Raw genomic sequence first — 26,616 nt, 5'->3', positions numbered from 1 at the left:
ATGGATGCAGTTACGATTAACGTCATCTGGACTGTAGCCATCTTTGTCATTTTTGTTGCCATAGTCTTGTGGGCATACAGCAAGCGCAATAAAAAAGGCTTTGAAGAAGCCGCTAACCTGGTTTTTGACGACGACAAGTCCGCCCAGGATAAGGCACAACAAAATAAGCGGGAGTCATCTAGCAATGAGTAGCTTTTGGAGTATTTTCATCTCTGTTATTACCCTGGGGACTATCCTGGGCTGCTTTCTTCTGTTGCGCTGGTGTTTAAAAAACATGACCGGCGTCGAAGAAGGCGACGATATGCATCATGAATTTGATGGTATAGTCGAAATCAATAATCCCCTGCCAAGGTGGTGGACGATCATGTTCTACGTCACCATTGTCTGGGGTATCATCTATCTTGCTCTGTATCCCGGCCTGGGTAACTTCGCGGGATTATTGGGCTGGAAAAGTTCAAATCAGGACGTTCAGAGCCTCGAAGAGTCTCGTGCGGCCACTAAACAAGCGCTGGAAAATGGTGAGCTAGTAGAATATGACCGCCAGATGCAGCAAGCTGAAGAGCGCTTTGGTCCCATTTTTGAAGCATACGCCAAGCGTGATGTGACCGATTTGGCCAATGATCCTGAAGCGCTTAAAGTCGGGCAACGGTTGTTTTTGCAAAACTGTGCCCAATGCCATGGCTCCGATGCTCGTGGTATGCGCGGATTTCCCAACCTGACTGATGACGCCTGGTTATATGGTGGCAACCCGGAGCAGATTCGGACTACGTTGTTGCAGGGGCGTCAGGGCGTTATGCCAGGCTGGATAGATTCCTATGGAGAGAAAGGAATTAAAGAAGTGGTGGCTTATACGCTTAGTCTGAGTGGCCGCAAGGTAGATCCTGAACTTGCTGAAGCCGGGAAATCCCGATTTGCAGCATGCACCGCTTGTCATGGGCAGGACGGTAAAGGCAATTATGCTATGGGTGCACCGAACCTGACCGATAATATCTGGCTTTATGGTGGCAGTGAAAAAGCAGTCACAGAAACACTTACCCACGGCCGTAATGGTGTGATGCCAGCATGGGAAAAAATACTGGGTGAAGACAAAATCCATTTGCTAACCGCTTATGTATATAGTTTGTCTCAGGAGCAGTGAGACATCATCTGAACCAGCAAAAAAGCCTCGTTCTGACGAGGCTTTTTATCATCTATAGCGAGTACAGGTAACATGACCCCAAAGCCCTCCCCCTGGTACAAACAATTCTGGCCCTGGTTTTTAATAGCGATCCCGGTGATATCTATTGCATTGAGTATTAATTTGCTGCGACTGGCTGTCAGTGGTCAGGATAGTATGGTGATTGAAGATTATTATAAAGAAGGCAAAGCCATTAACCGGCGTCTTGAAAAAGTCCATGAAGCACAAAAGCTGGGTATAAGAACCCAGCTAAGCATCAGGCAACAGGCGGTGACCCTTGAGTTTACAAAGTCGGCACCTGAACAAGGTACTGCTCTGAAACTTTATTTTCAGCACCCGACGCTTGAAGATAAGGATTTTCAGCTAATGCTCACCCGTGACAAGTTAGGCCGCTACAGTGCTAAGTTACCCCGCGAAATTTCGGGGAAATGGCATATTACTATGGAGCCTTTTGATAATCAGTGGCGTATATATCAGGTGATTAGTCTTCCGCGGCAAGATCCTATAGTGTTCATTCCTTAAAATTCAGGTTGTTAGTCAGTGTATTGTTATCATTGTCATCAGGACATTACTGAACCAGACAGGTATACCACCGACGTGCTTGGTGAGCCTCGTCAGATGTGCTGCCCGGGTTGTCAGGCGGTGGCAGAGGCTATTGTTGACAATGGGTTGGACGACTATTACAAGTTTCGTACCGAACCTGCGGCCAGGGCCGATGACAGCGCGTTGGAACAAACCTTAGCTAAACTTAAACTCTACGATCAACCCGAATTACAGGAAGAATTCGTTACTACTGACGACAAACTCAGTGTCATTCAGTTGAGCGTTGAGGGAATCAGTTGTGCAGCCTGCGCCTGGCTAATTGAAAAGAAGCTGGCAGGCGTACCCGGTATCGCTCAGGTAGGCGTTAATGTCAGTGCCAGGCGGGCTTTGGTGCGGTGGCAGGCGGATAGAATAAATCTCAGCGAGATTCTGGCGACGATAGAAAAAATTGGTTATCACGCCCTGCCATTTCAACCTCAGCAGCACGAAGAACAATTTAAACAAACCAGCCAGTCATTCCTCAAAAGACTGGGGCTGGCCGGACTGATGACCATGCAGGTGATGATGATCGCCTTTGCCCTCTATTTTGGTTTATTCGGTAATCTGGATGATGGTATCCGCCAGTTTTTGCATTGGGTGAGTTTGCTGCTTACTTTGCCGGTCGTATTGATCTCCGGAACCGGTTTTTATCAGGGGGCTTTCAGAGCTCTCAAAGCCCGCAGTGTGAATATGGATGTGCCTGTAACCATCGCCATATGGGCGCTGTTTATCGCCAGTGCCAAAGCTACCATAGTCGATCAGGGCGAAGTGTTTTTTGAGTCGGTATGCATGTTCATTTTTTTACTCCTGATCAGCCGCTACCTGGAACACCGCTCCCGTCATCAGGCGGCCCTGATTTCCGCCAATATGAATCAGTATGTTCCGGTTACCGCAAGGGTGATCAAAGATGGCAAGGTTAAAGACTGTCTGGCTAAGACGCTCATGGAGGGCCAGTTTGTATTGGTAAGAAGCGGAGAAACCATTCCGGTGGATGGTATTGTGACTGAAGGCAAAAGTTACGTGGATGAGTCCATGTTAACCGGCGAGTTTTCTCCTGTGGTCAAAAACAAGGGCGATACTGTTTTTGGTGGCACACTGAATCAACATAATAGTCTGACACTGGAAGTAATACGCCCACTCAAAGAGTCATTGGTAAATCAGATCCTGCGTCTGCAGGATCAGGCTATGCTAAATAAACCGGCGATCTCGCAATTGGCTGACAAGGTAGCCCGATATTTTGTGCTGGCTGTGCTGGCAATAGCTGTGCTGACCTACCTGTTCTGGAGCTGGGCTGGTAATCCTGATGCGTTCTGGATTACCGCGGCTGTATTGGTTGCTACCTGCCCTTGCGCTCTTGGGCTGGCAACACCTTCAGCCCTCACCTGCGCCATAGCCAGCCTGAATCGCGGCGGGTTATTGTTAAAACGGGCGGATTTACTTGAGGCCATTACCCAGATTAAGGTTTTAGCCTTTGATAAAACCGGCACCCTGACTCAGGGACGCTTTAGCCTTGGAGTTACACACAACCTTTCATCTCAGCCTCTACAACGTATATTGTCTGTGGCTTCTGCTATCGAGTGCTTTTCTGAACACCCTATCGCCAGAGCCTTTGAACATCTCCCGTCAGGTGCTCAGGCTACAGAGGTCCAGATACAACCTGGCTATGGACTCAGCGGTTGGGTTGATGGTGTTCATTACCGCCTGGGCAGTGGTAAATTGATGCGTCATAAGGTGCCGGAAATGCTACGGGGCTGTAATGTATTTATGGAAGATGACCATCAATTATTGGCTGGCTTTTGTGTATCAGATAGTCTGCGTCCGGAAGCGAGTAAGGCCCTAGGGGATCTCGCTGCCTTTGAACAGGTAATTATCAGTGGTGATGCCAAAGAGAACGTCCGGCAGATCGCGTCTGAATTAGGCATTGCAGATTATTTCGCTGAGTGCGACCCGGAACAGAAATTACAGAGACTAAAAGGATTTCAGCGCCAGGGGAAAGCGGTCATGATGGTTGGCGATGGTATCAATGATACCCCTGTAATGGCTGCAGCTGATGTCTCTGTAGCAGTAGGTGGTGCAACAGATTTAGCCAAAAATGCTGCCGATGTTATTCTTATATCGCCAAGTCTGACTCTGCTCCCGGAGCTTTTTTCTATGGCCAGACGCACCCGCCGTAAGATTATTCAGAATATGTGCTGGGCTCTGGGTTACAATCTGGCGGTTTTACCACTTGCCGTCACCGGTTTTCTTACTCCCTGGATGGGGGTAATTGGTATGTCCTTGAGTTCAATATTGGTGGTCGGTAATTCTGTACGGCTATTAAACAGGAGACCTCAGGTTTGAGTATTCTTTACTTTCTGATTCCCATCGCGATTTTTCTGGTGATTATTGCCGTGGTAGTATTTTTCTGGGCGGTAAAGTCAGGGCAGTTTGAAGATCTTGAACGTCATGGCACCAGTATTCTGTTCGAAGAGGACGATTTAAAAAAACACCATCAAAAGGATAAGGATAAGGATAAACATGAGCAGTGATCCGCTCTGGCTTGCAGCATTGCTTATCGGTCTGGCCGGCAGCGTACACTGCGTTGCCATGTGCGGTGGTATCGTCGGGGCACTGACTATGTCCATTCCAAGGAAGACCTCTGCCTTTCCTTATATGGCAAGTTACCATGCAGGAAGAATATTAAGCTACAGTGTTGCCGGTGCGCTGACTGGCAGCCTGGGTGCGATTTTTTCAAATCAGGTAAGTAATGGGATGATGCTTCTGAATTTGTTCAGTGGCTTGTTTCTGATTGCACTGGGTCTGTACATAGGTGATTGGTGGCGGGGCCTGGCTGCACTGGAAAAGCTTGGTGGCCGTATCTGGAAGCCTCTTGTACCGTTTTCGAAAAAGTTCCTGCCTTTCAGACACCCATTAGCGGCTCTTCCGTACGGAATCATCTGGGGGTGGTTGCCCTGCGGACTGGTTTATTCAACCTTGTCATGGAGTCTGGCCAGCGGTAGTGCTTTAAAAGGGGCTATGGTTATGGCGATGTTTGGCCTTGGCACCCTCCCCGCTCTGCTCAGCCTGGGAGCATTCAGCCATCAGCTTAAACCTGTTCTGAGACACCCCATGAGCAAAAAAGTTATTGCATTATGCCTTTTGGGGTTTGGCTTTTATGTTTTACTCGCACAGTACTGAGGCTACGACAATAAAAGGCTGTGCTACGACCTTTGTCTGCTGGAGATTAGCGGTCAATCAATGCTAAGCTGAATTTGGAATTAGTCTACTTACAAAAATAATTGGTCACCCTATGAATCAGCATCGAGAATGTGCAATTAGTTGTCAGAACTGCAGTATCAGTCAGCTCTGTCTGCCCTTTACGCTTAACAGTAATGAACTGGATAAACTGGATAATATTATTCAGCGTAAACGACCCTTTCAGAAAAATGACAAACTGTTTCAGTCCGGTGATTCGTTGGTCAGTCTGTTTGCTGTGCGTTCGGGGTCTTTTAAAAGCTATGCACTGGCCAGCGATGGCGAGGAGCAGATTACCGCCTTTCATTTGCCCGGAGACATCATTGGCTTTGATTCTATCAATAATAAAATCCATAAAACCTCTGCTCAGGCCCTGGAAACCTCAATGGTGTGTGAAATCCCTTTTCATACACTGGAGCAGTTATCAGGCGACTTGCCACGTTTACGCCAACAGGTGATGAGAATGATGAGCAACGAGATCCAGTCCGATCAGGAAATGTTGCTTCTGCTTAACAAACGTACAGCGCACCAACGTCTGGCACACTTCATGACTCAATTGGCTAACAGATATCATCAACGGGGCTTCTCGGCCACCCAGTTCCGGCTCAGTATGACCCGGGCAGAGATTGGGAACTATCTTGGGCTGACGGTGGAAACCATTAGCCGGTTACTCACCCGCTTTCAGAAGTTCGGCATAATCCAGGTAGACGGTAAATTTATCACCCTGTTAGAGCCTGAATTGCTTAAGCAGGCACTTGAGAATCCGGTACTGGCAGTACCACAAAACAAAACCGGTGAGGAGTTGACCTGAATCTTTGATTTGAAACAATAAAGCACCACTTTAGTCGCGATAAATTGGCAAAAAAGTTCTACTGTACATAGAGTTATAACATCTTTATGAAAAAGGAAATAAGATGGTCAATTACAAAAAGCTCCTTGTTGTTATCGATCCTACAGCCGAAAAGCAAAAAGCCCTGAACCGGGCGCTGTTGATTGCCGGGAAAACCGGTGCCAGTATTACGGCGTTTTTATCCATCTATGATTTTTCCTACGAAATGACCACGATGTTATCGGTTGATGAGCGCGAGACTATGCGCCAGGCCGTCGTCGACGACAGAACCGAGTGGCTGACTGAACTGGTCAACAATCAGGTAAAAGACAAACAAATCGCTATTGATGCCAAAGTGGTTTGGCACAATCGCCCCTACGAAAGCATTATCTATGAAGTCATTGACAACCATTACGATCTGATTGTTAAAGGGACACATGAACACAGTGGTCTGAAATCTGTGATTTTTACACCCACTGACTGGCATCTGATGCGCAAAGCCCCTGCCCCGGTGCTGCTGGTCAAAGAACATGACTGGCCAGAGCATGGCAATATTCTTGCTGCAGTAAATGTAGGCACGGAGGATAAAGAGCATCAATCACTGAATCAACAAGTCACCCATACAGCCCTGGCATTTGCCAGGACGCTTAAAGGACAAGTTAATCTGGTCAATTCTTACCCAGGCACACCAGTTAATATTGCCATTGAAATTCCCGAATTTGATCCATCTGATTTTAATGAGTCAGTGAAAAATCACCATATCCAGTCCATGCAAACATTTGCCGGAACACATGGTGTGGCCGATGAACATTGTTTTGTGAAAGAAGGTCTGCCGGAAGATGTGATTCCTTCTATTGCCAGGAAGATTGATGCTGAACTGGTGGTATTGGGTACCGTTGGTCGACATGGTATATCCGCGGCACTGATTGGCAATACCGCAGAGCATGTCATCGATGCACTGGATTGTGATGTACTGACGCTCAAACCTGAAGGCTTTGTCAGTCCAATGCAGAAATAGGCGCCCTGTCGTTGGCACAAGAGGTCTATCCGAGAGAGCTCAAGGCAGCACGCTATTGGGCACAACTGACCGATACCCGATTTTGCGTATTGGGTATCCGGTTTGGACTGGATTCATTAATAGGGTTATTACCGGTGGCGGGAGATATCCTGATGTTGCTGCCGGCCTTACGTATCTTCTGGTTGAGCAGAAAGCTTGGGGTACCGGCAGGGCTGCAGTGGCGTATGTTGTTTAATCTCTTTGTCGATTTCGTTGTGGGGGCGGTACCTGTTATTGGGGATCTGTTCGATCTTCTTTTTAAAGCTAATCAGGCGAACTTCCGGCTGCTCGAAAACTGGTATTACCGCTCTGCATAGCTCCCTGGCTTTTATTTCGCTATAATCCTCGCCTGATTTTTTACGGGCAGGTTTTTCATGCATTTATCCGAGCTGACAGCCAAACAGAAATACAGTTTTAATAAGCTGCAAAAGCGGCTTCGCCGGCATGTTGGAAAAGCGATTGAAGACTTTAATATGGTCGAAGAAGGCGACCGGATTATGGTGTGTCTGTCCGGAGGGAAGGACAGCTATACTTTGCTGGATATCCTTTTATATCTGCAACGTATTGCGCCGGTTAAGTTTGATTTGATTGCGGTGAACCTTGACCAGAAACAACCGGGTTTTCCAGCCCATGTTTTACCTGAATACCTCAGCCAGCTAGGTGTCAACTTTCAGATTGTTACGGAAGACACCTATTCGATTGTTAAACAGAAGATACCCGAAGGAAAAACCACCTGCTCATTATGTTCAAGACTGAGACGAGGAATACTGTATCGCACCGCTACCGAACTGAGTGCCACTAAAATTGCGTTGGGCCATCACCGGGACGATATGCTGGAAACACTGCTTCTGAACATGTTTTATGGTGGTAAGCTCAAATCTATGCCACCCAAACTGGTCAGTGATGATGGTAAACAAATGGTGATCCGACCGCTGGCTTATTGTGCCGAAAAAGACATCAGCCAGTATGCTGAAAAAATGGACTTTCCTATTATTCCCTGCAACCTGTGTGGCTCTCAGGAAAACTTACAGCGTAAAGTGATAAAACAAATGTTACAGCAGTGGGATTCTCAATACCCCGGGCGCATTGAAAATATGGCCAGAGCACTACAAAGCGTAGTGCCTTCACATCTGGCAGACAAAACACTGTTTGATTTTGCCCAGCTGCAAACGCAGGACGGCCCCTTCGCCGAAGGTGATATTGCATTTGACCAACCGGAGCCGACATTGCCGGACGCCGCTGATTCCCATGCAACTGCCACAGTACAGGTAGTTAATCTAAGTTAACTACAGCCTGACTATTCCACCCAGGCGACAATGCGCCTGGGCTTATCCTGCAGATTCAATACGTTCGATTCCTGTTGTTGTGCTAACCAATCCCGACTAATCTGGAGCTGACTGTCCCTTATACCGGGTTCAGGATGTTGCCCATCAGCCATTACTGCCTGTTTCAGTGGCTGTTCAAAGTGCATGATGAGTCCCTGTACAGAGGGCATCAGAAAAGACATAAAGCCGCCCATCTGATCGAAAAAGGCGGTGTATTGTCGCTGCAACATCTTTAACTCATCCAGACTGTAGTCTGCTCTGAGATAATCTTCCCTGGTCTCCAGTTGTACAGACATATCGCAGCGCTGTGCCATCTCATCCAGTTCCACGTTAACCACCGCCTCAGCCAGCTTAAGAGCACGCTCCGAGGGCACGGTAAAACGCTGTTCAGCTGTCACCTTCAAGGGAATATCCTGTTTTTGCGTGCGGATAAAAGCACGCTTAATCCCGCACAAATGGGATTGGTCCTTGTGGGCAAAGCCAAACGCAAATTGCAATGCAGGCATCGTTTCTTTATCCAGTTTACGGGTATGGCTGTATAAGCTGGCGTAATCAAGTTTCAGTGTGTCGGCCTGTAAAGACATAATCGCTAACACAGAGATTACAGCCGCAAAACCTGATCTAATCATGCGTCAATGTACTTCCTGTTAAATCTAATCATCTCAAGTAACTCGTCGATATAATCCTGGCCACGTTCCGAATAACTCATCAATCCCTGAGCAAGAGGCTCTGCGGCAATCTCTTTTTGGTTACTGCGCAATCTGGCACGAATATCCCGCAGATCGCTGTAGGCGTAGTGGGTATTGATGTTTCTCAGATAGGCTCTGACTGCATGAGAAAGGTCCCTGAATTTTGCCACTTCGTGGACGGCATCATCATCCCGTGACTTTGGCACAAAGCCGCACCCTTTACGGAAACACCACATACCAAAAAAATTATACCCTTTTCGTGCAAAGCGTGACGTTCCCCATGCTGATTCGTTGGCTGCCTGAGCCAGCACCAGTTCCAACGGAACAATATCAACCTGACGCAGCAGATTGCTAATGCTATTGACGTCGGACGGCGTCTCTTCAAGTCGATACTTCCCGGAGATTTTGGCCAGCTTGTCCTGCTGAACCTGACTCAGTTTCTGCCCACTTTCCATTTTCTGAGCTATCGCTTGCAGCAATGCCCGCTCAGCAAGAATGATCTGATTATGATATTTCACGGCCGGACGTAAATAGTCAAAAAAAGCTTGTTTTTTTGTCGGTATATCAGTGAACTCTGCAAAGTCAGGAATGGAATCAGACATCTCTTCAGGCACGGGAATACCGTATTCTGGTTCGCTGGGTACAACAAAGTAGATCAGTACAGCGACCAGGCAAGCAACTAAAAAGATCCCCAATCTGAATTGAAGTGGATTTTCACGCATAAAAGACAGTTTCTGCATTTTTTTCTCCCTTGTCAGGTTTAAATCGCACTGCAATACCGAAAATATCCCGGTACAAGACCCCCTTAACATTGTAATACAGTGGGCCAACCCAAATCAGAGCGATGCCAAGGGTGGCAATCACCAACATAAAAAGCATTGCAAACAACAGGTACAGAATGACAAATTGTGGCCACTTGTGGCTCACCGCCCGCACAGAAGTATAAATGGCACGCCAGGGTGTCAGACCTTTTTCCGCCACCAGAGGAAGTGTGAAGCTACAGGCAATCATCAGATACAGTCCCGGAATCACCAGCAACATCAATCCGAGATTGACCAATAAACTGGTCATCAGAGTGGCCAGCACCAATATCAGGGTCCTGGGCACAAAATGAAACAGATGAGCCGGTCTGGAGACACCCCCTACACTATGGTTGATACCCATCATCAGCAGGCCTGTGAGCAATGGTGCGGTTAACAATGTAATGAGTAATTCCAGATAAAATTGTACCTGTGGGTCAAGTATGTCCATTCCCTGACTTTGGATCAGATTGAAGCTGATCACCACAACCAACAGTACCAATGAAAATACCATTAATAACGCTTGCAACAATGACCATTTAGTGACCTGCGTTATACTCCAGGCTTCTTTCAGCACAGCCTGCAAATCAAAGTTATAGTCGCCCGCAAGGGCTTTGCTCATATTACCGCCAAGCTCGAGCTTATTTTTATCCTGCACGTTTAGCTTCCAACGCCTGTAAATGCCTTTGTCAGCATTTTATCAGTTTTATCTCAGACATATCAGCTTTCGCCCGGGAAAACTAAACGCAAGGCCAGTGCAATAAGCAATAGTCCCATCAATCTGTCAAACCAGTAGCCTTGTTGAGTGAGAAACTCCCTTATTCTGGGGGTGCTAAGTAAACATGACAGGCTGACAAACCATAAGGTCGTAGCCAGTGCCAGGTATGCTCCGTAGAAGAGTTTAACTTCAAAGGGGGTTTGCGCAGAGATAGCAACGGCGAACAAAGACAAAAAAAACAGCGTGGCTTTAGGGTTCAGGCCATTTGTTACGAAGCCGATAATGAAGGCTTTTCTATCTGACAACTCCCTTACTGTTTCATTTTTCTGATCCCGGGGTAAATCGGGGGGATTTGGGCGACTTTTCAGTGCCATAATACCCAGGTAACCAAGATAAATAGCCGCCAGATAACTGAGCACATTAAATAACCATGGCGTGGTCTGAATCAGCAGACCTATACCTAACATGGAATAGGCTACATGCAATAGTATTGCGATTCCGATCCCCAGACTGGTAATAATTGCTATTCTTCTGCCGAAGCTCACACTGTGACGCACCACAACAGCAAAATCAGGCCCCGGGCTGGCCACTGCCAGCAGGTGCACACTGGCAATGGTCAAAAATTCCAGCCAGTAGGTGTGAAACTCATTCCACATCTTTGTCTCCCAGTAATCTGGCTACAAATTCAGGCACTATGTCAGAGGCGGGGCCATAAAACCCCTGATGAAAACTGCCAGAGGTCTGTTCCAGGTTCAGTTCTACGGTATGGGCACCCTTTTCACTGGCCAGTGCCGCAAAACCCGCCGCAGGATAAACCTGGCCGGATGTACCAATAGAAACAAAAATATCAGCCTGAGATAATGCTTGCTCTATCCTGCCCATTTGCTGTGGTATCTCACCAAACCAGACGATATCGGGGCGCATGGCAGACTGAGGATTACAACACGAGCAAAGCGTTCTGGCATCAATAACACCCACACCACTGATATCCGAAACGTTGCCGGAATTCAGGCATCTGGCCTGATTCAGCTGGCCGTGCATGGGCACAACATTAACACTACCCGAACGCTGGTGGAGATCATCAACATTCTGCGTTACCAGCAAAAAACTTCCTTTCCAGGCCTTTTCCAGGTCCGCAAGGGCCAGATGAGCGGGGTTTGGTGTTATCGCAGAGTCTTTTAATTGCGCGCGTCTTTGATTATAAAACTGATACACCAGTGTGGGGTTAGCTTCGAAGGCCTCTGGTGTTGCCACCTCCTCTACCCTGTGTTTCTCCCACAGGCCATTGTTGTCACGGAAGGTTTTCAGTCCGGATTCAGCTGATATGCCAGCTCCGGTTAACACCACAATATTCCGGTATTCCCCCATTACTGCTGAATTCTCTGTGTCGATTCTCTGACTACCAAATCGGGTTCAAAGTGCTGATGCAAAACGCCTTTTCCTTTCCCGGTACGCTGTGCAACTATCTGACTGACTAATAACTCCGCCGCTTTTCTGGCAATAATGTTGGTGGGCTGTGCGGCCGTGGTTAGTTTGGGCCAGGTTTGGCGGGAAAAGGGACTGTCCTCAAACCCAGCAATCGACAATTGTTCTGGTACGGCTACATTCATCAATCGGGAAGCGAACAGCGCCCCGGCAGCAATCTCATCGTTACAGGCAAAAATAGCCGTAGGAGGTGAACTCAGATTAAGCAATTGTTTGGCGCCTTTGACTCCGGTCTCAAACGAGTACTGGCCTTCGTAGAGATAATCGCTATTGGCTTCGATGCCTGCGTTTTTCAAGGCTTCCTGGTAACCATTGTACCGTTCATCGGTAGAACGGTGGCCCTTATCACCGCTAATAAAGGCAATTTTTCTATGCCCTAGACCAATCAAATGTTCGGTGATATGTAATGCCGCCTCATGATCATGCACAAAAATGCAGGGCGTGGACTCGGGGCGATGGCCTGAACCGGAAATAATGCGCACAAACTGCAGATCCATAGCCGCCAGAGCCTCCAGTACTTCGGGCATTTCAGACAAAGGGGGCGAGATAACCAAACCGGCTAACTGGGATTTGGCCACCATGCTTTCTAACTCTTCACAAATGCTTGGTGAGTTAGAATTACAGGGGTGAATCACCAGTTCGTACCCGCGCTCTTTGCACTCCGCTAAGATACCGTTTTGCATATCAATCACATAATAGGCATTGGGGTTATCGTATACGTAACCTATGGTGTATGAGCGGGTGCCTGCCAGGTTCCTTGCTGCCAGGTTAGGTTCATAGTTAAGCCTGAGGATAGCCTGATTCACTTTTTCAATAGTATCAGAACGTACCGAGGCTTCCTTGTTTATGACTCTGGAAACGGTCTTAATGGACACGCCGGCCAGTTGCGCAACATCCTTAATTGTTGATTTCATTTAAATTCCCGGCTGAAGCTAAATCTGTGGTAGTAAACATGATGAGTGGTTTAATTGCCAGCCCTTTGTATCGTGCAAGCCCCCAAAAACGTCATCATAACCCGAAGTTGTAAGTTTTTTGTAACCTACAGGTTGCTGTGATGAAAATTATGTTGTAAGTTTAACGGTAATGACAACGCTGTCATCCAAAAGATGAAGCTTGTCATTTTAAATATAAGCGAATGACAACGCTGTCATCACACAACATACAATAAACAGCTTCATGAGAGGGCATCATGACATCAACCAAACTCAATAAAATTACCCAGGGCTTAAGCCTGGCAATGATGGTAACTGCCGGCATAAGCGCACAAAATGCCATTGCGCAGGAGAGCGACGAAAACAGCGCACAGGACAATGGCGTAGAAGTGATTCAGGTACGTGGCTTACGTGCATCAACTAAAGCAGATCTGAACAATAAACGTTTTGCCGATGGCATACTCGATAGTATAACAGCTGAAGACATTGGTAAGTTGCCGGACATTACCATTGCAGATACCTTGCAACGAGTGCCAGGCATCCAGATTAACCGCTCAGCAGGTGAAGGTTCAGGTGTCAACATTCGCGGTGTTGGCTCGGTTGGCACCTTACTCAATGGTGAGCAGTTCCTCAGCGCAGGCTCTATAACAACCGTTCAGCCTAACTTCTCTGATATCCCCTCCTCTTTGGTAAGTGGTATTGATGTCTATAAATCTCCAACGTCTAAAATTCTTGCTGGTGGTATCTCCGGTACGCTGGATTTAAAAACCATCAGACCCTTTAGCCTGGAAGAAGGGTTTACCTATGTGGGGTCAGCAGAGCTGTCTCGGGGTAACTACACCGGTGAAAATGATAAGAAAATTACTTCATTTTTCGGTTACAACACCGACAGATTTGGAATCTCAACCTCGGTGTCCTGGGATAAAATCAATCTTGCCAACTACCGTTTAGGAACACCGAACATTGGTTGGTCCGGAGCGCAAACCGAAGGTAACGCCTGGGACGGTATCGGTGAGGACAGAACCGGTGATGGGGACCAGGATGATGCTCTGGTAACCTTTATCGGTTACGGAAATATGAACCGTAAAACTGAACGTGAGCGTTTAGGGATCTCCACCACGATTCAGGCGCAACTTACCGATTCCTTAGAAATGGTCGGTGATGTGTTCTACACAGAAATGGACGATGCTGACCGCTCTATCGGCCTGGTGGCGGATAACGCCTGGGGTGATTTTGGCTGGGAACAACACGGTGACGACCTGGTTAAGCGTGGTGTAATCAGCGATGGTGGGCTTGCGGGGTCTGACCTGTATACCGCGAATACCGGTGTGCTCAATGCGCCGCGTATTGCATCCACATCAGAGAGCCGCACCAATGACCGGGATTCATTAAACACGAACCTGGAGTTTAATTTTGATAACGGCGGCGCTTTTGTTGGCTCTGTGCGCTACATCCACGGTGAAGGTCAGCGGGATACAACCCATAACATCGCTCAGTCATTTTTAACCGACGGAGCCAGCCAGAGTCTGTTCCGTAACGACGGCACCGGTGAAATACCTGTTCACCCTGAGGGTGTTTCAGGACGTGTGCCTGTTATCCGTGATTTCAGTGGTGAACATCCACAACTGACTTACCCGTCAGATCTGGGTCAGAGTATGGAAGATTATGCGATTATTTCTACCTACTCTGAAGAAAACTACTATGAAGAGGCAACATTAGATGTGTTGCGTGCTGATGGTACCTATCGCTTTGAATCTTCAGACCTGACAACGGTCGAGTTCGGTATTCGTAAAGGTCGTCGTCATGTGAATCGTGAGACCTATGTTCTGCTGGCCCCCATCACTCAGGATGGGCTGACCACAGATGTAATGTGGAAAGATCAGGGTGAAGTGGCGAATGATACTAATGGTGACGGTGAATTCAGCCGTGCAGGCGGTGATAAAACCATCGGTTACGACAACTATCTGAACTTTACTAACCTGCCCTCTTCCTGGATTATTCAATCAGATGACTTTGGTCCTGCAGACATTGGTAATTACTTCTTTATCAACCCTGAGATAATGGACGACCATATCGGCTTCCAGAACGCATTGTATCCGGGCAACTTCAAACATGATGACCCGAATCAGTCGTATAATGTGCTGGAAACCAGTAAGTCGGCTTACGTTAATTTCAAGCTGGACGGCGAGTTAGGCAGTATGCCTTATAAAGCCAATTTAGGTGTGCAGTACATCAAAACGGACCTGAAGGTTACCCAGAACCTGTTGGGAGATGTAGTATGTCGTGCTTGTCCTGCCAGTGTTGTTGAGGATGCAGGAGACGTAGTAACCGAACAGTCCTACACCGACACACTGCCGGCACTGAATTTCAAACTGAACCTGACAGATGAGCTGATTGCCAGGGCCAGTTACGGTAAAACCATGAACCGTCTGGATACCCGCAACCTTGGTGGTGGTATGACTGTAGGTACCGCCATTAACCAGGGCGAAGTCAGTGATGTACCGGTTGGTGAACGCTATGCGGTAGAAGCCACCCGAACCGGTAACCCTAACCTGAAGCCGACCCGTGCAACAAACCACGATCTGACCCTGGAATGGTATTTCTCAGATACCGGTTTGCTGAGCGTAGCCTGGTTTAAAATGGACATTGAGTCTAACCTGACCACCGATGTGACCACTGAGTTTGTGCCTGATGCTGATGGCGTTGAACGACGCCAGGTACAGGTTACCGGACCGGTAAACGGTGATGGCGGTACCATTAAAGGTTATGAGTTCTCCTATCAGCAGGGCTTTGACTTTCTGCCCGGTTTCTGGAGTGGCTTTGGTGCGGGTCTGAACTATACCTATGCACCGAGCACCTCTGATACCAGGGATTTCGAGAGCAACAAACTGCCCCTGAACGACAACTCTGAGAACTCCGGTAATGCGGTACTGTGGTATGAAAAAGGGCCTTTGCAGGTTCGTCTGGCAGCCAACTACCGTTCTGAGCGCTTTGTTGGACAAAGCGGCCGTAATTTCGGTGGTGGTGGTCTGGCCCTGTATGCTGAGGGAACAACTTACGTAGACATGTCGGCCAGCTATGATATCAACGAAAATATCAGTGTCTATTTCTCCGGTAGTAACCTGACCGAAGAATTTGAAAACATGTACTATCAGTGGGAAGACTTCACCATCGCTCAGGACATCTATGAACGTCGCCTGACAATGGGAGTTCGTGGTCGCTGGTAATACAGTGAGCACGGTTATTTAATATAACCAGTTAAATCCCCGCTCATTGTAGCGGGGATTTTTTGTTTTAAAGCCATAGCTGTCTGTGTAGCATAGCGATGTATATGAGGTTTAAGGATACGAAAAATGTCTGACAAAAGTCATAAAATAGTCATTCTGGGCGGTGGTACAGCAGGCTGGATGACAGCCATGATCATGGCCAGACACTGGCAGGACAAAGCCGTGGAAATTACCCTGCTCGAATCCAGCGATATTGGCATTATTGGTGTGGGCGAAGGCTCTACACCAGCGCTACGACAATTTTTTGAACGAATGGGCATCAGCGAGAAAGAATGGATGCCACAGTGTAACGCCACCTACAAAGTCGGTATTACCTTCAGTCAGTGGTCTACCAGAGAAGGTTATAAGGAGTATTTTCACCCCTTTAAGTTCCGGCTCGACGAGCAGTTTGCTCCGGCTTTTTTTCACAGCGCTCACATGCGTCGTCAGGGCGTTGATGTACCGGCACACCCCAATGATTTTTTTCTCTCTCCCCGGCTGGCGGAGAAACACCTTGCACCGGTTCCCCATTACAATTTCCCCTTCGAGCCGAATTATGGTTATCACTTTGACTCATCCCTATTGGGGCGTTTTTTACGTGATAAGGCTAAAAAACTGGGAGTAAGACATAAAGAGGGAAAGGTCAGTGAGGTCGTCCAATCGAAAAGTGGGCATATTACCTGTCTCAAAACAGAACAAGGGGAGCAGATTGACGCTGATTTCTTTGTTGATTGCTCAGGGTTTTCCGGGGTGCTGATGCAAAAAGCGCTGAAGGTACCTTTTACGTCTTTTGATTCAAACCTGTTTAACAATGCAGCGGTCGCGATTCCCAGTAATAGCACCTCTGAGATACCATCACAAACCCTGTCTACCGCCATGAAGTGTGGCTGGCGTTGGCAGATTCCGCTGACTAACCGCCATGGCAATGGCTATGTCTACAGCAGCCAGTATTGCAGTGCTGAAGAGGCAGAGGTCGAACTCAGAACGGCGTTAGGTCTGTTGGATGAAGATGTTCCGGCAAGGCACCTGAAAATGAAAGTGGGCAGACTGGAAAAGCACTGGCATAAGAATTGTCTTGCCATCGGGTTGTCTCAGGGCTTTATCGAACCGTTGGAGGCTACCGCCCTGTTTCTGGTACAACAAGCGGCAGCACTTTTTGTTGATGCCTATGAAAAAGGTCAGTTTTCTGAGCAGAATCAAAGCGCCTATAACGCCACTATCAACGGATACTTCGAAGGTATCAGAGATTACATTGTTGGCCACTATATCACCAGCAGCCGTACAGATACCCAGTACTGGCTTGACTGCCAGAACAATCAAAAGAATATGTCTGATTCGCTGAGTCATATTCTGGATGTCTGGAATCAGGGTGGAAACCTGGAGGAAGAGTTAACACGTCAGCGCATTACAGGGTATTACTCCCCTATCTCCTGGCACTGTTTACTCGCCGGGAGTGGCTATTTTCCAAAATCGCAAAAACTTCGCCGCCCTTCTGCCACTGACAAGCAGGTCAATCTGAAAAAAATAAGTGAGTTTTTGCATAGATGTAGTCTCAATTTTGATCCACAGGCTAAGTACCTGCACCAGCAAGCTGTGGAGTCAGTCTAGACAGCGCCGCAGGAAATCACTATGGGTCGGGCTGCGCTCTACAGCCTGACTTATGCTCTCACGCATCCTGGTTAAACCTTGCCTGATGTGGTGTACAGGGAAACGTTCAATGCTGGGGTCGTACTGCTCTGGATAATAATGACAACCATCAAACAGTGCCAGCCAGCTGTTGGGTTGAAAAATTTCATGACGCTGACGCGGTAGCAAGCCATTTGCCCTGAACAGTTGCATGCGATGGGTCAGCGTATCAGGCAGAGGGATTTTTCGGTAATCCTGCCAGAATGGTTCATCACGCTGATTCAGACAGTAGTGCAATAGTACAAAGTCGCGGACACTTTCATACTCTTTTTCTATTCGGAAATTGAACTCATCCACTAATGATGACGGCATGCTGCAATCAGGAAACAGTAGTTTAATTTTCTCAATAGCCGTTTCAATCAGAGCGATATTGGTGCTCTCTACGGGTTCAAAAAAACCCGCGGCCAGACCCACAGCGATACAGTTCTTGCTCCAGGCTTTATTGCGACGCCCTGGTGTAAAACGCAATACTCTGGGAGGATGTAGCAATTCTGAGTCAATATTTGCCTTTAATTCTGTTTCGGCCTGTTCATCACTTTGGTGTTGTGAACTATATACCAGTCCATTCCCCTGGCGATGTTGTAATGGAATTTTCCATTGCCAGCCAGCGGTTCTGGCATTAGCCTGAGTATAGGGAGCGGGTTCCCCATCATGATGACTCTGAGCGACCACTGCCGAATCACACAGTAACCACTGGCTCCAGTCCTGATATCCTGTTTTCAGAGTCTGTTCAATGAGTACGCCATTAAAGCCGCTGCAGTCAAGGAATAACTCTCCTTCAACCTGTTGCCCATCGGATAATCGAAGGGTACGAATAAAGCCGTTTTCAGGATCGGTATCCACCTGCTGCACTTTAGCATCGATACAATGTATTCCTTGTGTCTGCCCATGTTGTTTTAACATTGTTGCAAACAAGCCTGCATCAAGGTGCAGGGCCCAGTCAAAAACGGATAATGCCGACTGCGGCCGGGTTGGTGGTAAACTGAAACGATTCTGTTTTGCCAGCTGGACTGCAACGCAATACTGTTCAAGATCGCCCGCAGATTCGCAGAGCTGATGTTTTAACCAGTAATGATGAAATGGCACGCCATTTAGCGCTTCCCCGTAACTGCCAAAAGGATGAATAAAGCTACTTTTCGGATCACGCCAACCATTAAACTGAATGCCTAGCTTGCAGGTTCCCTGAGTGGCTTTGATAACCTGCTCATCGGTAAAGCCGAGCTGAGCATAAAAACGACGGATAGTGGGAATAGTCGCTTCCCCTACACCAATAGTACCGATTTCTGAAGATTCAATAACGGTTACGTTTAACTGAGGGAAACAGTTCTTCAGGCTGGTAGCAGCCATCCAACCGGCGGTTCCACCGCCTACTACTACTAAATTCTGAATGGGATTATTTGTCATCGCCGTCTCATCTTATTTGACTTGTAGTCGCGTAACTTTTTTTGTCAAAGTCCAGTTTTAACCATAATGACAGCGTTATCATTTTACAACCAATTTAAACACTGAGACCTGTGATTTGTTGCCTGATGGCGGGATTCGGTGAATAAACGTGCTAAAAGCTACTCGTCATGATCCTGTTTCTGTGTCAAAGTACTGCGCAAAATTTTAACGGCTAATATAGAAGTAGAAGGTAATTTATGAGTGAAAAGATTGTTCCCGTTGACTACAGTGTTCACGGCAAGCTTAAAGTAGATAACAAAGCACTCCACAAAACATATGCCGGTGACCATGTCATTCCGGTACTGGTGCGTGAGTTTGTCGGTGTGGCGGCGGAGTTTCCCATTGTGTTTGTGCGTAATGAAAATACGCAGCAACTTCATGCGGTTGCAATGATGGGACTGACGCGAGGCGAAAACCTGTATTGTCAGAATGACACCTGGAGCGGTCTTTACCTGCCACAATCTATGCGTAATGCGCCCTTCTCTATCGGTCGCAAAGATGAGCAATCTGAGGAGCTGGCCGTATGTATTGACGAAAAGCATCCTTTAGTAGGTAAAGATAAAGAGCATGCATTGTTTGATGAAAAGGGCGAGCAAACCGAATTTTTACAGGCCAGAGCAAAGTCAATAGCCTCTTACATCAACGATACACAGCAAACCATTAAGTTCGTTCAGTTACTGGAACAAAAGTCACTATTTATGCCAAGGGATATGCAGGTCAAAATGAAGAACGGCAAAGAGTTCAATATCAATGGTATTTATGGCATTGATGAAGAGAAACTCAATCAGCTGAGCAATGAGGAATTCAATGAAATGCGCGAGCAGGGACTGCTGGCGCCAATATACGCACAACTTTTTTCGATGCAACAAATACACCGGCTGACAGCCCGATATATGCAGGTGCATGGGTGATACGTAGTGTAAAGTACAGAGACTAAAATGGGGAGCGCTGCTCCCTTTTTTATTTTTCTGTCACAACATTAATATATTGGGCTACAAAACCTTTGCATTCCTGATAACCTTTGTTAACATAAATGACAGCGCTGTCATTTATGTTAATGATATCGACCAGGACCAGACTGATAGTCGCTTTGTAAAGCGCGATCAATCAGCTCTATCTATCGATATGTCAGCGCGCTAACCCAAGTGACAGGACGCAAAGATTATGCAAGGTGATAATGGGATTGCAAAACGAAATGACAACGCTGTCATTGTTCTGCTATTCTCATCCAGAATAATGAGCCTTTGTGACCTATCCTTTCGGCTTCGCATGTAAAAGGTAATGTATGACTAGCCAGCAACAATATTTTCTGGGCGTAGATGGCGGCGGCAGTAAGTGCCGCGTGTTACTGACAAATGAACACGGAGATGCTCTTGGTGAAGGGATATCAGGCCCGGCTAATCCTAATCAGGGGCTTGACCTGGCGATCAACTCCATTCTCAGTGCCACAGAGCTGGCTCTGAAAGAAGCAGGGCTGTCATCACAATGCATTGACCAGATACATGCCGGTGTCGGTCTTGCCGGTGTTAACTTGCCCAAATACCGACGGATGCTGGAGCAATGGGACCACCCTTTTGCACAAATGTATATTACCACGGATCTGGAAATTGCCTGCCTTGGCGCTCATGATGGTGAAGACGGTGGCGTTATTATCTCTGGTACCGGCTCAGTAGGGATGGTTCGGGTCAACGGTGAACAACACTCTTTCGGCGGGTATGGTTTCGGCGTTGGCGATCAGGGCAGCGGCGCCTGGATTGGACATCAGGCTGTAGTTAACAGCCTGTTAGCCCTTGACGGTTTAATTCCCCGGTCCGAGTTGGTAGATAAACTGCTTAATTTCACCCAGTGTACCGACGCACAGCAACTGGCAGAAAAAATGTCTAACCTTCCCCCTTCTGCTTATGCCAGACTTGCACCTCTGGTAATCGAGCAAGCCGAAACACAAAAAGATGCGATTGCGCTGGATATTGTTATGTCAGCTGCTGATTATATTAATAAGTTATTCAGAAAATTGTTAGCTTACCACCCTCCCCGCCTGGCAATGATTGGAGGCCTGTCGGCCCCACTTAATAACTGGCTGGCAGAGGACGTAAGGCCGCACATTCAGACCGCTATTCATAGTCCGGAAGTCGGAGCGGTACTCTTTGTTCAACATAAATATGCCATAAGTGAGACCCTTTAATGTCGACCAGTCTGATGGCTCAGGAAGCCACCCAAACTCCACAACGTATTCAAACTCAGTTAGAACAAAACCGGCAGGCCTGTCTGGAACTCGGAGAGAAGATCAGAGGTTTTAATCCTGCGTTTGTACTGATGGTAGGACGAGGCTCTTCAGATCATGCCGGTGTATTTGCCAAGTATCTGATTGAAGTAGAAACCGGCACAGTTGTTACCGCTTCAGCACCTTCCGTGGCCAGTGTGTATGGTAAGTCACTGAACCTTAGTCAGGCGTTAGTGATTGTTATTTCTCAATCCGGACGCAGTCCTGACATTCTGGCTCAGGCTGAATCTGCCAAGAAAGCCGGAGCGCTGGTCGTCGCACTGGTGAACGATATCAGTTCACCATTAGCAGAAATGGTGGATATGGTTCTGCCTCTCAATGCCGGTGAAGAAAAAGCTGTAGCCGCAACGAAGAGCTACCTGTGTACATTAAGTGCACTACTGCAAATGGTTGCTTACTGGAAGCAGGATGATACGCTGATTGAAGCGCTTGAAAGCCTGCCGCAGAAACTACAACAGAGCATTGATTCGCCGGTTCAGCTGGATGTGAGCTTTGTCAGTGAGTTACGCCATTGTGTGGTCCTTGGACGCGGCTTTGGTTATGCTATAGGGCGCGAAATCGCACTTAAACTCAAAGAAGTGTGCAGTGTTCACGCCGAGGCGTTTTCCAGCGCAGAGTTTTTGCATGGCCCGGTCACGCTGGTGGAGAAAAAACTGGCAGTGATCGATCTGACCATAGAAGATGAATCTTTTAACAGTCATCGTGAACAGATCATCGAAGTGGGCCGTCGTGGTGCCAAACTGTGCCATATGGCCCAACCGGTTAAAGATATTCATCCCAGGCTTGCTCCTCTGACGCTGTTGCAGCGTTTTTATCTGGATGTGGAAAAGGTTGCTCAGGAAATGGGATACAACCCCGATGCCCCGGCAGGCCTGAACAAAGTTACTCAGACGCTGTAGGTCTTTTTATGTCAACAACCTATCAGGCAAAATATTTCTTCGATGGTGAGAAGATGCATGAAAATGCCACGATTACCATCGAAGGAAATCATGTGCTCTCCCTGGCACCGCAACCCGGGGCGCAGGCCATCCAGCTGGATGGCTTGCTCACCCCCGGATTTGTGGATGTTCAGGTCAACGGTGGCGGTGGTGCTTTGTTTAATACTGACACCAGTATAGATGGACTAGGCAGGATCCGGGAGGCGCACAGCCGCTTCGGTACTACTGCGATGACCCCAACCCTGATTACCGACGATATCAGGCGTATCGAAATGGCTGCCGACACCATGGCACAGGCCATCGAAGAACAGCTGCCTGGTATTCTTGGTATTCATTTCGAAGGGCCTCACCTGAGCAAACCTAAAAAAGGTATTCACCGGGAGCACTTTATTCGCCCGATCAGCGATGCCGAACTGATACAGTTTTGTCGTCAGGATCTGGGTAAAGTGATTGTAACGCTGGCCCCGGAAAACGTGCCGGCTGATATTATTCGTGAACTGGTTAGTAAAGGTGTACAGGTCTGTCTGGGCCATTCAAATGCCGATGCTCAGACAGTAACAGAGGCACTGGAAGCCGGTGCCAGCGGTTTTACGCATTTGTTTAACGCCATGTCGCCGCTCACCAGTCGTGCGCCTGGTATGGTAGGTGCTGCAATGGCTGATGAGAACAGTTATGCAGGGCTTATTGTTGATCTTTACCATGTTCACCCGTTGAGTGCTCTGGCGGCGATTCGTGCCAAAGGTTCAGACAAGATAATGTTAGTTACCGACGCCATGGCTCATGTGGGTTCGGACGCCAGCGAGTTGCCCTTTTTTGATACGCGCATCAGGCGTGAGGGAGATAAGTTGACGATTCCTGAAGGCAACCTGGCAGGTTCAGCTCTGGATATGGCCAGCGCTGTGCGTAATTGTCATCAGAATCTGCAATTGCCTTTACAGGATTGTCTGAAGATGGCATCTCTCACCCCCGCAAATTATCTGGGGCTGGCGCAAAATATTGGCAAATTACAGCCCGGTTTTAATGCAGATATGGTGTTACTCAACGATGAACAGAAAGTAGAGCAATGCTGGATTGGCGGACAGCCTGTGTTGAGCTGAAAATAACAAAAGCATGCCACTGAGAAGGCATCAGATAAGGTGTAAAAAATGCAAACAGCAAGTACCAGACAACTTACCCAAAGCAATTTTGTGCCAATGGCCATTGTTGCTGCCATGTTTTTTATTCTTGGCTTTGCGACCTGGCTGAATGGCTCTTTAATGCCGTACCTCAAACAGGTCCTGCAACTAACGCCATTTGAAGCTTCATTGATCCTGTTTTCTTTCTATATTGCCGTCACATTTACCGCTATTCCCTCAGCCTGGGTCATTCGCAAAGTGGGGTACAAAACCGGTATGGCTATGGCAATCGGTTGTATGATGGTGGCCGGACTTTTATATATTCCGGCAGCCAAGACGCAATTGTTTGGCCTGTTTCTGTTTGCTCAGTTAGTCATGGGCATCGGCCAGACACTGTTACAAACAGCGGTGAATCCTTATGTGGTCAGACTTGGTCCAGAGGAATCGGCCGCGGTCAGAGTCAGCATCATGGGGATCCTCAATAAAGGGGCTGGCATCGTTGCTCCTATTGTCTTTACAGCGCTAATTGCCAGTAGTTTTTCAGGGCTGGTAGGCAAAGAACTGACTAAGGAAGAAATTGATCTGATGGCTGATGGGCTTATTCTTCCCTATCTTGGTCTTGCGGCTTTTCTCGGATTATTTGCCGTGGGGGTTAAGTTTTGTCCACTGCCTGAAATCATAGAAAAAGAAGAACAGGACGCCGGCGGAACCGTGAAAGAAGCACTGGCTCATCCCAGCCTGGTATTGGGTGTGATCACTATTTTCTTCTATGTGGCTGCAGAGGTCATCGCCGGAGACACTATTGGTGCTTTTGCCCTCTCACTTGGTGTCGCCAATTACAGTGTGATGACCTCCTATACCATGGGCTTTATGGTGACCGGCTATATACTCGGTATCATTCTTATTCCAAGAGTACTTTCTCAGCAAACAGCACTAACAGGTTCCGCCATACTGGGAATATTGTTGTCGCTGTTAATTGTTTTTGGTAACAGTGAATCCACTGTTCTGGCTGATACATTCCTGGCTCCATTTGGTGGTGTTGTGCTGCCTGACACTTTACTGTTGATAGCCGTCCTCGGCCTGGCCAATGCCATTGTCTGGCCTGCAGTCTGGCCGTTAGCCCTGTCAGGACTTGGAAGACTTACCAGTACTGCTTCTGGATTGCTGGTAATGGGTATTGCTGGCGGTGCAATTGGCCCGGTTTTATGGGGTCTGGCAAGCGGCATAGGAGATGCGAAGAGTCAGCAATTTGGCTATATCGTGTTGCTACCCTGCTATTTATTTATTCTGTATTTTGCTCTCATCGGGCATAAAAAGCGCAGCTGGTAAGGGAGATTCATAATGCAACGTGAACTCAGCCTTGATATTTTTCGTGGACTGACGCTGGCTGCAATGATTCTGGTCAACACACCTGGCTCCTGGAGCTCCGTTTACTGGCCGTTATTACATGCCAAGTGGAGTGGATTGACACCTACCGATCTGGTGTTTCCGTTCTTTTTGTTTATTGTCGGTGCGGCCATGTTTCACTCTATGAGCCGCCTTCAAAAAGGTGAAATCCCCTGGCTGAAGATCATTAAACGCACTGCCCTGCTGTTTTTAATTGGGCTTATGCTAAATATTTATCCCTTTAATGAGTCCGCTGAAAACTGGCGAATCATGGGTGTGCTGCAACGCATCGCGTTGTGTTATTTCCTGGCGGCAATATTGATACTCACCATTGCCAACAAAAAAGGCTTGTGGATATGTTCGGGTCTGATGTTGTTGGGTTATTTTGCACTGATGCTGACAGAAGCTTCTCCCTGGGCACTGGAGTCTAACCTGGCCAGGCAGGTCGATCTCTATTTGCTTGGTGCAAGCCATCTGTATAAAGGCTTTGGTGTTGCCTTTGATCCTGAAGGGCTGCTTTCTACCCTGCCAGCAACCGTAACGGTCATCATTGGCTATCTTACCAGCGCCATGCTGGCGGAATGTCACAGCAGCAGTGATAAAATCAAACGCTTGTTAGGCTATGGCGTATTGGCGTTGCTTGCTGGTGTTATCTGGCACCAATGGATGCCCATTAACAAGCCACTCTGGACATCAAGCTATGTACTGGTCACGGCCGGTTTTGCGTGGTTATTGCTGGCCCTGATTGTGTTTGCCCACGATATGCGGGGCTGGCACAAATCACTGGAATGGGCACAAATCTATGGCAGCAATCCCTTGTTCATCTATGTATTGTCTTCACTGTTTGCGACGACCATGGGACAGGTCTTGATATTTGACGTTGAGGGAGACAATGGTGAAAAAGTTATCAGTGCGCATCGCCTGGGTTATGAGTTTCTTAATCAGTTTCTGTCGGCGCACAACGCTTCGCTGGTCTTTGCCCTGCTGGTTGTAGGCATGTTTTACCTGCTCAGCCTGTGGCTGTTTAAACGTAAAATATTTATTAAGCTCTGATCTCTCGCGCATGCCACTGCTGGCATGCGCTTTACTTACTCCTTCAGAGTGCTATAACAGCCAGGAAAGGGATTTCCCAAACAACACGTCCCTCCACACACCCTTTCGGTCCCCTTACATACCGCTCTCAACACCAGTAACTGGCATTGCTACACCTCCTCTGCTTTACTGATTCTGCACCCCTAAACATATTTCAGGAGAACTGTAATGAATGGTAATCCCGTAGGTTGGTTTGAAATTCCCGTAACCGATATGGACAGAGCCAAAGCGTTCTATACCAAAGCATTTAATGTTGAATTGGAAGTGCTCGAAATGGGCCCCTGTCTGATGGCGATGTTTCCTTTTAATCACGAGAATCCGGGTTGCAGTGGCGCGCTGGTAAAAGGACCGCAATATACACCTGCTCAGGCTGGACTGATGATCTACTTTATGTGTGACGAAGTCACTGCCTGTCTGAATAACATACAAACTGCAGGTGGTAAGTTGCTACAGGAAAAAATGAGTATAGGTGAGCATGGTTTTATTGGGTTGTTTAGCGATAGCGAAGGCAATAAACTGGGTCTGCATTCCAGACAATAAAGTTACTTAGTAAGGTTTCAGGATACAAAACACAATTCTTT

Annotated in this window: 26 protein-coding genes; 19 read left to right on the top strand and 7 right to left on the bottom strand. The window is 47.6% G+C overall.

The genetic code is table 11. The features are described from left to right. The 10 genes from CDA54_RS01550 to ttcA all read left to right on the top strand — a co-directional run bounded on the left by CDA54_RS01550 (nucleotide 1) and on the right by ttcA (nucleotide 8,165). Nucleotides 1–192: a cbb3-type cytochrome oxidase subunit 3 gene (locus CDA54_RS01550; protein WP_099033233.1), complete on the top strand. Its 192-nt coding sequence runs from the start codon at nucleotides 1–3 to the stop codon at nucleotides 190–192. Next, complete coding sequence (gene ccoP, locus CDA54_RS01545; protein ID WP_099033232.1) at nucleotides 185–1,138, top strand: cytochrome-c oxidase, cbb3-type subunit III; 954 nt, start codon at nucleotides 185–187, stop codon at nucleotides 1,136–1,138. The genes CDA54_RS01550 and ccoP overlap by 8 nt, the downstream gene beginning before the upstream one ends. A gap of 72 nt (nucleotides 1,139–1,210) precedes the next feature. Continuing rightward, nucleotides 1,211–1,699: a FixH family protein gene (locus CDA54_RS01540; protein ID WP_099033231.1), complete on the top strand. Its 489-nt coding sequence runs from the start codon at nucleotides 1,211–1,213 to the stop codon at nucleotides 1,697–1,699. Between the two features lie 18 nt (nucleotides 1,700–1,717). Further along, on the top strand, nucleotides 1,718–4,099 hold the full coding sequence (locus CDA54_RS01535; RefSeq protein WP_229748046.1) for a heavy metal translocating P-type ATPase: 2,382 nt from the start codon (nucleotides 1,718–1,720) through the stop codon (nucleotides 4,097–4,099). After that, nucleotides 4,096–4,287: a cbb3-type cytochrome oxidase assembly protein CcoS gene (ccoS, locus tag CDA54_RS01530; protein ID WP_099033230.1), complete on the top strand. Its 192-nt coding sequence runs from the start codon at nucleotides 4,096–4,098 to the stop codon at nucleotides 4,285–4,287. The genes CDA54_RS01535 and ccoS overlap by 4 nt, the downstream gene beginning before the upstream one ends. Further along, nucleotides 4,277–4,936 (top strand): sulfite exporter TauE/SafE family protein, encoded by a 660-nt coding sequence (locus CDA54_RS01525; RefSeq protein WP_099033229.1) that lies wholly within the window; start codon nucleotides 4,277–4,279, stop codon nucleotides 4,934–4,936. Before ccoS ends, CDA54_RS01525 begins: the two co-directional genes overlap by 11 nt. Nucleotides 4,937–5,048: 112 nt before the next feature. Beyond that, nucleotides 5,049–5,804: a fumarate/nitrate reduction transcriptional regulator Fnr gene (fnr, locus tag CDA54_RS01520; protein ID WP_099033228.1), complete on the top strand. Its 756-nt coding sequence runs from the start codon at nucleotides 5,049–5,051 to the stop codon at nucleotides 5,802–5,804. 103 nt (nucleotides 5,805–5,907) lie between these two features. Further along, on the top strand, nucleotides 5,908–6,840 hold the full coding sequence (gene uspE / locus CDA54_RS01515; protein ID WP_099033227.1) for a universal stress protein UspE: 933 nt from the start codon (nucleotides 5,908–5,910) through the stop codon (nucleotides 6,838–6,840). Between the two features lie 11 nt (nucleotides 6,841–6,851). Further along, a complete protein-coding gene (locus CDA54_RS01510) occupies nucleotides 6,852–7,196 on the top strand; it encodes a DUF4112 domain-containing protein (RefSeq protein WP_180237080.1) in 345 nt (114 codons plus the stop codon). 57 nt (nucleotides 7,197–7,253) lie between these two features. Further along, nucleotides 7,254–8,165: a tRNA 2-thiocytidine(32) synthetase TtcA gene (gene ttcA / locus CDA54_RS01505; RefSeq protein ID WP_099033225.1), complete on the top strand. Its 912-nt coding sequence runs from the start codon at nucleotides 7,254–7,256 to the stop codon at nucleotides 8,163–8,165. 11 nt (nucleotides 8,166–8,176) lie between these two features. Here ttcA and CDA54_RS01500 read toward each other — a convergent pair whose 3' ends face one another. The 6 genes from CDA54_RS01500 to CDA54_RS01480 form a co-directional block, all read right to left on the bottom strand. Continuing rightward, nucleotides 8,177–8,833: a DUF2987 domain-containing protein gene (locus CDA54_RS01500; protein ID WP_099033224.1), complete on the bottom strand. Its 657-nt coding sequence runs from the start codon at nucleotides 8,831–8,833 to the stop codon at nucleotides 8,177–8,179. Next, complete coding sequence (locus tag CDA54_RS01495) at nucleotides 8,830–9,633, bottom strand: glucosaminidase domain-containing protein (RefSeq protein WP_180237079.1); 804 nt, start codon at nucleotides 9,631–9,633, stop codon at nucleotides 8,830–8,832. Before CDA54_RS01495 ends, CDA54_RS01500 begins: the two co-directional genes overlap by 4 nt. Further along, nucleotides 9,608–10,351, bottom strand: a complete 744-nt coding sequence (locus tag CDA54_RS19435; RefSeq protein ID WP_143452242.1) for a DUF2189 domain-containing protein — start codon at nucleotides 10,349–10,351, stop codon at nucleotides 9,608–9,610. The genes CDA54_RS01495 and CDA54_RS19435 overlap by 26 nt, the downstream gene beginning before the upstream one ends. Before the next feature lie 62 nt (nucleotides 10,352–10,413). Then, nucleotides 10,414–11,067 carry a LysE family translocator gene (locus tag CDA54_RS01490; RefSeq protein ID WP_099033222.1) on the bottom strand — a complete coding sequence of 218 codons (654 nt, stop codon included), beginning with the start codon at nucleotides 11,065–11,067 and terminating at the stop codon, nucleotides 10,414–10,416. Next, nucleotides 11,057–11,779, bottom strand: coding sequence for an NAD-dependent deacylase (locus CDA54_RS01485; protein WP_099033221.1), 723 nt, complete (start codon nucleotides 11,777–11,779; stop codon nucleotides 11,057–11,059). Before CDA54_RS01485 ends, CDA54_RS01490 begins: the two co-directional genes overlap by 11 nt. Beyond that, complete coding sequence (locus tag CDA54_RS01480) at nucleotides 11,779–12,810, bottom strand: LacI family DNA-binding transcriptional regulator (RefSeq protein WP_099033220.1); 1,032 nt, start codon at nucleotides 12,808–12,810, stop codon at nucleotides 11,779–11,781. Before CDA54_RS01480 ends, CDA54_RS01485 begins: the two co-directional genes overlap by 1 nt. Before the next feature lie 275 nt (nucleotides 12,811–13,085). Between CDA54_RS01480 and CDA54_RS01475 the strand changes: the two genes are divergently transcribed. Together CDA54_RS01475 and CDA54_RS01470 are read left to right on the top strand one after the other, a co-directional pair. Next, nucleotides 13,086–16,055, top strand: a complete 2,970-nt coding sequence (locus CDA54_RS01475; RefSeq protein WP_099033219.1) for a TonB-dependent receptor — start codon at nucleotides 13,086–13,088, stop codon at nucleotides 16,053–16,055. A 126-nt stretch (nucleotides 16,056–16,181) separates the two neighbouring features. Continuing rightward, entirely contained in the window at nucleotides 16,182–17,702 is a 1,521-nt protein-coding gene (locus CDA54_RS01470; RefSeq protein ID WP_099033218.1) for a tryptophan halogenase family protein, read from the top strand. Here CDA54_RS01470 and CDA54_RS01465 read toward each other — a convergent pair. Then, the gene (locus tag CDA54_RS01465) at nucleotides 17,694–19,184 is read right to left on the bottom strand and encodes a tryptophan halogenase family protein (protein WP_099033217.1); all 1,491 of its coding nucleotides are present in this window, start codon (nucleotides 19,182–19,184) and stop codon (nucleotides 17,694–17,696) included. The genes CDA54_RS01470 and CDA54_RS01465 overlap by 9 nt on opposite strands. Before the next feature lie 236 nt (nucleotides 19,185–19,420). Between CDA54_RS01465 and CDA54_RS01460 the strand changes: the two genes are divergently transcribed. From CDA54_RS01460 to CDA54_RS01430, 7 genes are all read left to right on the top strand, one after another. Further along, nucleotides 19,421–20,134 carry a SapC family protein gene (locus CDA54_RS01460; protein ID WP_099033216.1) on the top strand — a complete coding sequence of 238 codons (714 nt, stop codon included), beginning with the start codon at nucleotides 19,421–19,423 and terminating at the stop codon, nucleotides 20,132–20,134. Nucleotides 20,135–20,508: 374 nt separating this feature from the next. Then, entirely contained in the window at nucleotides 20,509–21,405 is an 897-nt protein-coding gene (gene nagK / locus CDA54_RS01455; protein WP_099033215.1) for an N-acetylglucosamine kinase, read from the top strand. Next, nucleotides 21,405–22,403: a glucosamine-6-phosphate deaminase NagB-II gene (gene nagB-II / locus CDA54_RS01450; protein ID WP_099033214.1), complete on the top strand. Its 999-nt coding sequence runs from the start codon at nucleotides 21,405–21,407 to the stop codon at nucleotides 22,401–22,403. Before nagK ends, nagB-II begins: the two co-directional genes overlap by 1 nt. Before the next feature lie 8 nt (nucleotides 22,404–22,411). Next, nucleotides 22,412–23,539 (top strand): N-acetylglucosamine-6-phosphate deacetylase, encoded by a 1,128-nt coding sequence (gene nagA / locus CDA54_RS01445; RefSeq protein ID WP_099033213.1) that lies wholly within the window; start codon nucleotides 22,412–22,414, stop codon nucleotides 23,537–23,539. 48 nt (nucleotides 23,540–23,587) lie between these two features. Beyond that, the gene (gene nagP, locus CDA54_RS01440) at nucleotides 23,588–24,886 is read left to right on the top strand and encodes an N-acetylglucosamine MFS transporter NagP (RefSeq protein WP_229748047.1); all 1,299 of its coding nucleotides are present in this window, start codon (nucleotides 23,588–23,590) and stop codon (nucleotides 24,884–24,886) included. Nucleotides 24,887–24,898: 12 nt separating this feature from the next. Next, the gene (locus tag CDA54_RS01435; protein WP_099033212.1) at nucleotides 24,899–25,996 is read left to right on the top strand and encodes an acyltransferase family protein; all 1,098 of its coding nucleotides are present in this window, start codon (nucleotides 24,899–24,901) and stop codon (nucleotides 25,994–25,996) included. Between the two features lie 207 nt (nucleotides 25,997–26,203). Next, nucleotides 26,204–26,575, top strand: a complete 372-nt coding sequence (locus tag CDA54_RS01430; RefSeq protein WP_099033211.1) for a VOC family protein — start codon at nucleotides 26,204–26,206, stop codon at nucleotides 26,573–26,575. Nucleotides 26,576–26,616: the final 41 nt, after the last annotated feature.

Source organism: Lacimicrobium alkaliphilum, from assembly GCF_002591895.1.
GTDB lineage: Bacteria > Pseudomonadota > Gammaproteobacteria > Enterobacterales > Alteromonadaceae > Lacimicrobium > Lacimicrobium alkaliphilum.
This window is presented reverse-complemented; position numbering and strand designations above follow the sequence as displayed.